Raw genomic sequence first — 6,976 nt, 5'->3', positions numbered from 1 at the left:
GGCCTGCAGGCGAACAGTGGTGGGATGAGCCGGGTGTGGTCTTTGCCTGCCGCACAGGTTCCAGTCCGGCCGTGTGGGGGCGAGCGATCCCCGTGCCGCCGTACAGTTCCAAAAACCGGCGCCCCGAGGCGGTTTCGTCTCACTATTTTACCTTACCAGAGGCGAAAGCCGTCTCGGGGTCCGCTCACCTGCCGCAACCGTCCGGTCCGCCGACCGCGCGGCGCCTTTGCCTGCGTGGTCACAAATTGACCAGCCGATCAAAAATCCCTAGCGTCGAGGTCCAGCCGTCATCCAGGCGTCACCTCAGGGCGGCATGAGCATGTTCGCTCCCTCCGGAGCGCCACCGCCGGACACTGCGCCGGTTTTCGGGAGCACTGCGCCCCCGAATGTTCAGTTCACCACATGAACGCCTCAGGGAGACGACCCATGAATTTCCTGCCCAAGATCTCGCGGCGCACATTCCTCGCCGGTTCGGCCAGCGTCGGCGCCATCGCCGCCATGCACCCCTTCGCGGCCATGGCCCAGGCCAATCAGGCCCATCTGCGCATTCTCGAAACCACCGATCTGCACGTCGCCGTCTTCGCCTATGATTACTATGCCGATGCCCCCAACAACACGATGGGCCTGGCGCGCACCGCCTCGCTCATCGAGGCGATCCGTGCCGAAGCCGGCAATTCCATGCTGATCGACAATGGCGACATCATCCAGGGCAATCCCATGGGCGACTACCTGGCCTATGAGAAGGGCCTTGAGGACAATGTGCATCCCATCATCGCCGCCATGAACACGCTGGGCTATGAAGCGGCCACCCTGGGCAATCACGAATTCAACTACGGGCTCGACTATCTCGACAAGGCCCTGGCCGGCGCTGAATTCCCCTTCGTCTCGGCGAACCTGGTCAGGGGCGAACTGGCGGCGGAGCCGCTGAGCGACACCACCTATATCAAGCCCTATATCATCGTCGAAAAGCAGCTGGTGGACGGCTCGGGCGCCACCCAGACCATCAAGATCGGCCTGATCGGCTTCCTGCCGCCCCAGATCATGACCTGGGACGCCACCCATCTGGCTGGCAAGGTCGACACCCGCGACATCGTCGAGACTGCCCAGGCCTATATCCCCAGAATGCGCGAGGAAGGTGCCGAACTGATCATCGCCCTCTCCCATTCCGGCATCGCCGCCGATCAGGCGACGGGCGCGGAAAACGCCTCGCTGCAACTGGCCGCCATTGACGGCATCGACGTCGTGCTCACCGGCCACCAGCATCTGGTGTTCCCCGGCCCCGACTATGAGGGCGTTGAAGGCGCCGACATTGCCGCCGGCACGCTCAATGGCAAGCCGGCGGTCATGGCCGGCTTCTGGGGCAGCCATATGGGCCTGATCGACCTGCTGCTCGAGCAGGATGCGGATGGCAAATGGACCATCGTCTCCCACACCGCCGAAGCGCGCCCGATTGCCGAGCGCGTCGACGGCAAGGTCAATCCGCTGGTCGAGGATGAGGCCGACGTGGTTGCCGCGGCCGAACCAGAGCATCTGGAAACGCTCGACTATATCCGCCGCGCCGTCGGCGAGACCGCCGCGCCGCTCTATTCCTACTTCGCTCTCGTTGCCGATGATCCATCGGTGCAGATCGTCAGTCAGGCCCAGACCTGGTACATTGCCCAGATGATGAAGGGTACCGAATGGGAGGATCTGCCGATCCTGTCCGCCGCAGCGCCCTTCAAGGCGGGTGGTCGCGGCGGTCCCGATTACTATACCGACGTCCCGGTCGGCCCGGTGGCCATCAAGAACGTTGCCGATCTCTACCTCTATCCCAACACCATCCAGGCCGTCGTCATCACCGGCGCCGACGTCAAGAACTGGCTGGAGCGCTCGGCGGGCATCTTCAACCAGATCGAGAAGGGCGCGGTTGACGCCGAACTGATCAACAATGACTTCCCGTCCTACAATTTCGACGTGATCGACGGCGTCACCTACAGGATCGACCTCACCCAACCCTCGCGCTTCTCGTCCGACGGCAAGGAAGAGCCCAACCCCGAGGCCAGCCGCATCATCGATTTGATGTTTGACGGCAAGCCGATCGATCCCGAACAGAAGTTTGTCGTTGCCACCAACAACTATCGCGCAGGCGGCGGCGGCAACTTCCCGGGCATCAATGCCGAGGTGATCGTGTTCAAGGGGCCCGATACCAATCGCGACCTCATTGTCCGCTACATCGTCGAACAGGGCACCATCAACCCCAAGGCCGACAGCAACTGGTCCCTCGCCCCGATTGGCGACACCACCGTGCTGTTTGCCACGGGCCCCAAGGCCGCCAGTCACGTCGATGACGTATCAGCGATCAGTATCGAAGCCACTGGCGACACCAATGCCGACGGTTTTGGCCTCTACCGCATCGCGCTCTGACCATCGGTACAGATCAATTTGCTGAGGGGGCCGCAATGGCTCCCTCACTTTCTCTCGGGCGACGAGAAGCCCTGCTCGATCTCTGCGTTAGGCCGGCAGATCGCCATCAAGCTGCTGGCGCAGGCGATGCAGGCCATCGCGCAGCATATCCACTGCCTCGCGTTCACCGGCCAGCGCGCCATACACCGCCAGCGGGACCGCCAGCGCCTTCTCGCGCAGCGCCTGCCCTTCAGGCGTCAGAAACACCCGCACCTGGCGTTCATCCACAGCGTCACGTTGCCGGCGCAGCAGGCCACGTGTCTCCAGCCGTTTGACCAGCGGCGTAATCGTGCCGGAATCCAGGAACAACTTATCCCCCAGCCCTTTGACTGTGAGACCATCGGTTTCCCAGAGAACGAGGAAGACGAGATATTGCGGATAGGTCAGGCCCAGTGCGTCGAGCCGCGGTTTGTAGAAGCGCGTGAACGCATGCCCTGCGGCATAGACCGCAAAACACAGCATGGAATCGAGGTTGAGCGGGTCGGGTTGGGTCATGCCTGATTTTACCGTCATTGCCATTTCGTTACCAGTCCATGCCGGATTATCAATTGCACACAATTCAATTGCGCGCTATGGTAATTTACCTAACCAAGGAGCGCACACATGATCAAGACCCCCATTTATACCGCCCATGCCCACACCACGGGCGGCCGGACCGGTGTCAGCAAGACTGATGACGACCGTCTCTCGGTCACGCTCGATACCCCCAAGGCGATGGGCGGCAATGATGGTCCGGGCACCAATCCCGAGCAGCTGTTTGCCGTCGGCTATTCTGCCTGCTTCCTGGGGGCCATCAAGGCCGTGGCGCGCGGTGACAAGATCAAGGTTCCCGACGAAACCACCATCGATGCCAGCGTCAGCTTCGGGGAAAATGCCAATGCCGGTGGCGTCGGCTTCAACATCGCCGTTGAGCTCAAGGTTACCTTGCCCGGCTTCGAGCATGCCGCAGCCGTTGCCCTGGTCGAGAAGGCCCACACGGTCTGCCCCTACTCCAACGCCACGCGCGGCAATGTCGACGTCAAATTGACTGTCGTCTGAACGACTTTCGCGGCCGTCCGCTTTGCGCGGGCGGCCGGCCCAGTGCTCGCGAGGCGCTCTGGCAGGCACTGGCGAAGATATCCCATCCAGTTGCCGCCCCGGCGGTCGGCCTTGGATTTGAGCGCTGGTCTGGTAGTCTGTTGCGCCAGCCCGAACGGCACTGAATCTTGAATATTCGGAAGCCCCATGAACGCCCTGCTGTTTCGCGATGCGACCCCCGCCGATATCCCCGTCATGATCGGGCTCAGCCATGCTGGCGACGCACGGGGTGCCGACACCCCACCGCTGGACCCGGCAAGCCTGGATGATCCACGCTACCGCCTGGCCTTCGACGAGATCGCCGCAGACGCCAACCAGCGCCTGATCGTGGCCGAACTGGCAGGCGAAATCATCGGCATGCTGCAGATTACCATCGTGCCCGGCCTGCCCAATTTCGGCATGAAACGGGGCATGCTGGAAAACGTCCATGTCCGCGCCGACCAACGCGGCTCCGGCCACGGCGGCGCCATGGTGAACTGGGCGATTGAACGCTGCCGGGAGCGCGGTTGCGGCACCGTGCAACTGACCTCAAACAAGCGCCGCCACGATGCGCACCGCTTCTATGCCAGGCTCGGCTTCGTCGGCAGTCACGAGGGCTTCAAGCTCAAATTGTAGTCAAACCTGCTAATTCAGCGCTGCCAGACCCAAAAGCACCAGCGCCAGCACAATAACGATGCCGACCACCATGATGCCAAAGACGATTTTTGCCAGGAACGCAGCGCCCGCAGCCAGGCCGGAAAAGCCGAGTGCGCCGGACACCAGCGCGATCACCACAAGCAGGATAAGCAGTTTGAGCATGACAGAAGTCTCCAGTTGACGCTGACTTGGTAACGTCCCGCCCCCTCGGGCGTTCCACCATCACTGCTCGAAACTCTTCTAGTCAATAGGAGGCCCCCATGGCCGAAACGGGAACCAGGCTCCGCACCAAAACCGTCACCAGGACCGCCAAGCCACCGCTGCACAAGGTCATTCTGGTCAATGATGACTTCACCCCGCGCGAATTCGTCGTGCGGCTGCTGAAGTCCGAGTTCCGCGTGCCCGAAGCCCAGGCCGCGGTCATCATGCTGACCGCCCACACCAGGGGATCCTGTCTGGTGGCCGTATTCACCAAGGAAATTGCCGAAGAGAAGGCCAACCGCGCAACCGAAATCGCCCGCAACCAGGGCTATCCGCTGCTCTTCACCACCGAACCTGAAGACTAGCCGGTCCTAGAAATTCAGATCGGCAGGTACCGGTGGCGGCTCGTCAAGCACAGTGATCTTGATGCGCTCATTGGCCGCCTGATAGGGGTCGTTGGGAAAGAATGGATCGGACGTCGAACGGCCGCTGACCGCCTTGATCCGATCATCGGCAAGTCCGAACTCGCCCAGCAGGGCCCGCACCACATTGGCCCGGTCGCTCGAGAGCTCCCATGAACCATAGCGCGGATTGCTATAGGTGCCCCCCGCCGCCGTGTGGCCGGAAATGGCAATCTGGTTGGACAGCTTCTGCAGGATCGGCCCAAGCGCCGCAATGGCCTGACGCGCCTCCTCGGTGGGATATTTCGAGCCCTCGGGGAACATTGGGCGCCCACTTTGATCGGCGATCTGGATATTGAGCCCTTCCTCGGTGATCTCCAGCAGCAGATTGTCCTGGATGCTGGTGATGTCGGGCAGTTCCTGCCAGGCCTGCCGGATGCTGGCGGCAGCACTGTGGAAGGCCAGGTCCGTGGCCGCCTTCAGTTCCGCACTGGCAGTGCCGTCCAGCGCCGCCAGGTCACCCTTTTCGCCGTCCTGGCCGAGGGTGTCGGTGCTTGGCGTCCCATGGCTCTGGCTTTCCGGCGTCATGGCCACGTCCCGCATGCCATCGACGGCCGAACCCGCCATCTTGGCACCATCGATGTCCAGCGCTGTTCCGCCCATTATGCCGCCGGCGCCACTGGTCGACAGCGACACATTGGACGGGGCGAAATAGTCGGCAAGACCTTCCTTCTGCTCCGGCGTGGTCATGCTGATCAGCCAGAGCAGCAGGAAGAACGCCATCATCGCCGTCACAAAATCGGCATAGGCAATCTTCCAGGCGCCACCGTGGTGGCCCGCAGCAACCTTCTTGACCTTCTTGATGATTATCGGCTGATCGTATCCGGCCATGACTCAGTGTTCTCTCAGGCTCAAGTGGAGGCGGGCATATTCGAGGTGACTTCATCAATCTCGGCAAAGCTGGGCCGATCTTCTGACAGCAGCGCCTTGCGGGCGAATTCAATAGCCATCACCGGCACCTGGCCGCCGATATGGGCCAGCAGGCCAACCTTGAGCGACAGAAAATACTTGGATTCGGCATCGTAGATATTCGTCAGCGCCTGGGCAAAGGGAGCAAAAAAGCCATAGGCCACGAACACCCCGAAGAACGTACCAACCAGAGCGCCACCAATCATGTGTCCGAGGATTTCCGGCGGCTCGCTGATCGCCCCCATGGTGTGGATCACGCCCAGCACAGCGGCCACAATGCCCAGTGCCGGCGTGCCGTCCGCCAGAGCCTGTACGGCGCTGATTATGCGGTGGCGTTCCTGATGATGGGTCTCGAGCTCCTCATCCATCAGGGCTTCCATTTCGTGCACATTATTGGAGCCCAGTGTCACCATGCGCAGATAGTCGCAGACGAATTCTACGGCATGGTGATTGCCGGCAAATGTCGGGAAGCGCGCGAACAGGGTGGATTCGTGTGGGTTCTCGATATGCTGCTCCAGCGCCAGGATGCCCTTGGATTGCACCAGTTTGTACAGGCTGAACTGCATCGCCAGCAGTTCGACATAGGCTGCCTTGTTGTATTTCGGCCCCTTGAACATGGTCCCGAACACGCCAAGGGTTGCCTTGATGACGGGCCCGGTATTCCCGATCACGAACGCGCCAATGGCCGCGCCCAGAATGATAACAAACTCGAAGGGCTGCCAGAGCACTTGCACATGTCCGCCGACCCCCAGATAGCCGCCAAAAACCGAGGCAAAAACGATCAAAATACCGACGATGAGGCGCATATGCCGAACTTTCGCATTAACAACGCGTCGGCAGTCGCATCAGAAACTTCTGCTGCATCCACCGTACGAACCCGTCGACCCGGCTCGACCCATTCCGGCAGGGCCCGATCTGACTTGGAACGATCAAACCGTTCCCACTGGCGCCACTATCAGGGCTTTGCCTTAACAGTGGGTGTATCTGCGACTCTATTGTCCCGGCTTGGTTGTCACATCATGGGACATTCGCCGTCCGCTACCGGCCCCACTTCAGCGGCGCCGGCGTATGCCCTTTTCGGCAGCCCCCATCATCCCCGGTGACACTTCGCGTGAGGACAGAGCCAAAAATCATCATGGTTTCCCTTGGATGGAGCAATCAAGATCAATCCACGCCCCCTTCCCTTTCGTGCTCTTCTCCATTAGACAGCCCACTTAACCACCCCGTCCAAACCTTCCCCATGCGCCGCA

8 protein-coding genes are annotated in these 6,976 nt (G+C 61.4%); 4 read left to right on the top strand and 4 right to left on the bottom strand.

Annotated elements, in window-relative coordinates; all coding sequences use genetic code 11:
• Positions 1-426 precede the first annotated feature (426 nt).
• Positions 427-2,403, top strand: coding sequence for a bifunctional 2',3'-cyclic-nucleotide 2'-phosphodiesterase/3'-nucleotidase (locus Q8O80_RS18115; RefSeq protein WP_305581854.1), 1,977 nt, complete (start codon positions 427-429; stop codon positions 2,401-2,403).
• Positions 2,404-2,490: 87 nt separating this feature from the next.
• On the opposite strand, the gene Q8O80_RS18110 is transcribed toward Q8O80_RS18115, so the two are convergent.
• Positions 2,491-2,955, bottom strand: coding sequence for a MarR family winged helix-turn-helix transcriptional regulator (locus tag Q8O80_RS18110; RefSeq protein ID WP_305581852.1), 465 nt, complete (start codon positions 2,953-2,955; stop codon positions 2,491-2,493).
• Between the two features lie 90 nt (positions 2,956-3,045).
• Between Q8O80_RS18110 and Q8O80_RS18105 the strand changes: the two genes are divergently transcribed.
• Together Q8O80_RS18105 and Q8O80_RS18100 are read left to right on the top strand one after the other, a co-directional pair.
• A complete protein-coding gene (locus tag Q8O80_RS18105) occupies positions 3,046-3,480 on the top strand; it encodes an organic hydroperoxide resistance protein (protein WP_305581850.1) in 435 nt (144 codons plus the stop codon).
• 186 nt (positions 3,481-3,666) lie between these two features.
• The gene (locus tag Q8O80_RS18100; RefSeq protein ID WP_305581847.1) at positions 3,667-4,134 is read left to right on the top strand and encodes a GNAT family N-acetyltransferase; all 468 of its coding nucleotides are present in this window, start codon (positions 3,667-3,669) and stop codon (positions 4,132-4,134) included.
• Positions 4,135-4,143: 9 nt separating this feature from the next.
• Here the strand turns inward: Q8O80_RS18100 and Q8O80_RS18095 are convergent, their stop codons facing one another.
• Complete coding sequence (locus tag Q8O80_RS18095; RefSeq protein ID WP_305581845.1) at positions 4,144-4,317, bottom strand: DUF1328 family protein; 174 nt, start codon at positions 4,315-4,317, stop codon at positions 4,144-4,146.
• Between the two features lie 98 nt (positions 4,318-4,415).
• Between Q8O80_RS18095 and clpS the strand changes: the two genes are divergently transcribed.
• Complete coding sequence (gene clpS, locus Q8O80_RS18090; protein WP_305581843.1) at positions 4,416-4,721, top strand: ATP-dependent Clp protease adapter ClpS; 306 nt, start codon at positions 4,416-4,418, stop codon at positions 4,719-4,721.
• A gap of 6 nt (positions 4,722-4,727) precedes the next feature.
• Here clpS and Q8O80_RS18085 read toward each other — a convergent pair whose 3' ends face one another.
• Both Q8O80_RS18085 and motA read right to left on the bottom strand, forming a co-directional pair.
• Positions 4,728-5,648 carry a flagellar motor protein MotB gene (locus Q8O80_RS18085; protein WP_305581841.1) on the bottom strand — a complete coding sequence of 307 codons (921 nt, stop codon included), beginning with the start codon at positions 5,646-5,648 and terminating at the stop codon, positions 4,728-4,730.
• 20 nt (positions 5,649-5,668) lie between these two features.
• Positions 5,669-6,532 carry a flagellar motor stator protein MotA gene (gene motA / locus Q8O80_RS18080; RefSeq protein WP_305581839.1) on the bottom strand — a complete coding sequence of 288 codons (864 nt, stop codon included), beginning with the start codon at positions 6,530-6,532 and terminating at the stop codon, positions 5,669-5,671.
• Positions 6,533-6,976 lie beyond the last annotated feature (444 nt).

The sequence above is a fragment of the Devosia sp. genome, from assembly GCF_030689745.1.
GTDB lineage: Bacteria > Pseudomonadota > Alphaproteobacteria > Rhizobiales > Devosiaceae > Devosia > Devosia alba.
The sequence above is the reverse complement of the archived record's forward strand: the minus strand, read 5'-3'. Positions and strand labels throughout refer to the sequence as shown.